Source organism: Paenibacillus puldeungensis (genome assembly GCF_042678945.1).
GTDB lineage: Bacteria > Bacillota > Bacilli > Paenibacillales > Paenibacillaceae > Fontibacillus > Fontibacillus puldeungensis.
Map to the genome: position 1 here is coordinate 1 of NZ_JBHTLM010000041.1, position 2017 is coordinate 2017.

Here is a 2017-nt window from a genome sequence, read left to right on the forward strand (position 1 = left end):
GCCTTTCGGCCTCGCCTTAGGTCCCGACTTACCCTGAGCGGACGAACCTTCCTCAGGAACCCTTAGGCTTTCGGCGGATCAGATTCTCACTGATCTTTTCGTTACTCATACCGGCATTCTCACTTGTATGCCGTCCACCAGTCCTTACGGTCTGACTTCTACCTACATACAACGCTCCCCTACCCCTGATGCATTGCATCAAGCCATAGCTTCGGTGGTGTGTTTAGCCCCGTTACATTTTCGGCGCAGAGTCACTCGACCAGTGAGCTATTACGCACTCTTTAAATGGTGGCTGCTTCTAAGCCAACATCCTGGTTGTCTGTGCAACTCCACATCCTTTCCCACTTAACACACACTTGGGGACCTTAGCTGATGGTCTGGGCTGTTTCCCTTTTGACAATGGATCTTAGCACTCACTGTCTGACTCCCGGTTAAAAGTACTATGGCATTCGGAGTTTGACTGAGCTTGGTAACCCTTGGCGGGCCCCGCACCCAATCAGTGCTCTACCTCCACGACTATTCCTCCGAGGCTAGCCCTAAAGCTATTTCGGGGAGAACCAGCTATCTCCGAGTTCGATTGGAATTTCTCCGCTACCCCCACCTCATCCCCGCACTTTTCAACGTACGTGGGTTCGGGCCTCCAGTGCGTGTTACCGCACCTTCACCCTGGACAGGGGTAGATCACACGGTTTCGGGTCTACGCCTACAAACTAGTTCGCCCTATTCAGACTCGCTTTCGCTGCGGCTCCGCTTTTTCAGCTTAACCTTGCTTGCAAACGTAACTCGCCGGTTCATTCTACAAAAGGCACGCCATCACCCATAAAAAGGGCTCTGACTTCTTGTAAGCACACGGTTTCAGGATCTTTTTCACTCCCCTTCCGGGGTGCTTTTCACCTTTCCCTCACGGTACTGCTTCACTATCGGTCGCTAGGGAGTATTTAGCCTTACCAGATGGTCCTGGCAGATTCATACGGGGTTTCACGTGCCCCGCACTACTCGGGATCCGTCTCGGAGGGAACACACTTTCGATTACAGGGCTTTTACCTTCTTTGGCGGGCCTTTCCAGACCTCTTCGTCTAATCTGTTCCTTTGTAACTCCATGTGAGACGTCCCACAACCCCGAAGAGCAAGCTCTTCGGTTTAGGCTTCTCCGCGTTCGCTCGCCGCTACTGACGGAATCACTCTTGTTTTCTCTTCCTCAGGGTACTTAGATGTTTCAGTTCCCCTGGTATGCCTCTTCACATCCTATGAATTCAGATGTGAGTGACTGGATATTACTCCAGCCGGGTCGCCCCATTCGGATATCCCCGGATCAATGCTTGCTTACAGCTCCCCGAGGCGGTTTCGTTGTTCGCCACGTCCTTCTTCGGCTCCTAGCGCCTAGGCATCCTCCGTGTGCTCTTAGTAGCTTAACCATAATGCTCTGGTATTGCGTCTGGTGCTCTCTTGTTCGCCGTTTCGCCATGCTTGCTTCAGCAAGCTTGCTCACGTGCTCCCAAATGATCCCCAGCCACAAAACCTTCGCTGCTACAATTTCACTTCCTTGGTCAATCACTTGACACAAGTTCAGCTTAAAGGATTGTTCTAAAACGCAAATTCGTTTCGTTTATCCAGTTTTCAAGGATCAAGGATGAATTTTGTAACGATCACCTTCGGTGACGTTCAAAATTCAGCACCGTTTTACCGGCGGAAGAACATTCTATCACTTCTTCCCTTACCGTTCAACCGGTAAGTGCTGGAAGGATAAGCTTGAGAGTTGAACTCTCAAAACTGACCAACGAGTGAGTAACAGACTTTAGAAAACACAGATTTGGTAACTTTGCTACGCAAAGTTTGTATACGGCGGCTTACGCCAACCGTAATTATTTGAATGTCTTCGCTCTCCGAAGACGATTCTCCATAGAAAGGAGGTGATCCAGCCGCACCTTCCGATACGGCTACCTTGTTACGACTTCACCCCAATCATCTACCCCACCTTCGGCGGCTGGCTCCTTGCGGTTACCTCACCGACTTCGGG

The 2017-nt window shown here is 50.8% G+C and carries 2 rRNA genes; both read right to left on the reverse strand.

Annotation, left to right across the window (positions count from 1 at the left end):
- Positions 1-1415 (reverse strand): 23S ribosomal RNA (locus tag ACFQ3W_RS25925); the annotation flags it as partial.
- A gap of 488 nt (positions 1416-1903) precedes the next feature.
- Positions 1904-2017 (reverse strand): 16S ribosomal RNA (locus tag ACFQ3W_RS25930); the annotation flags it as partial.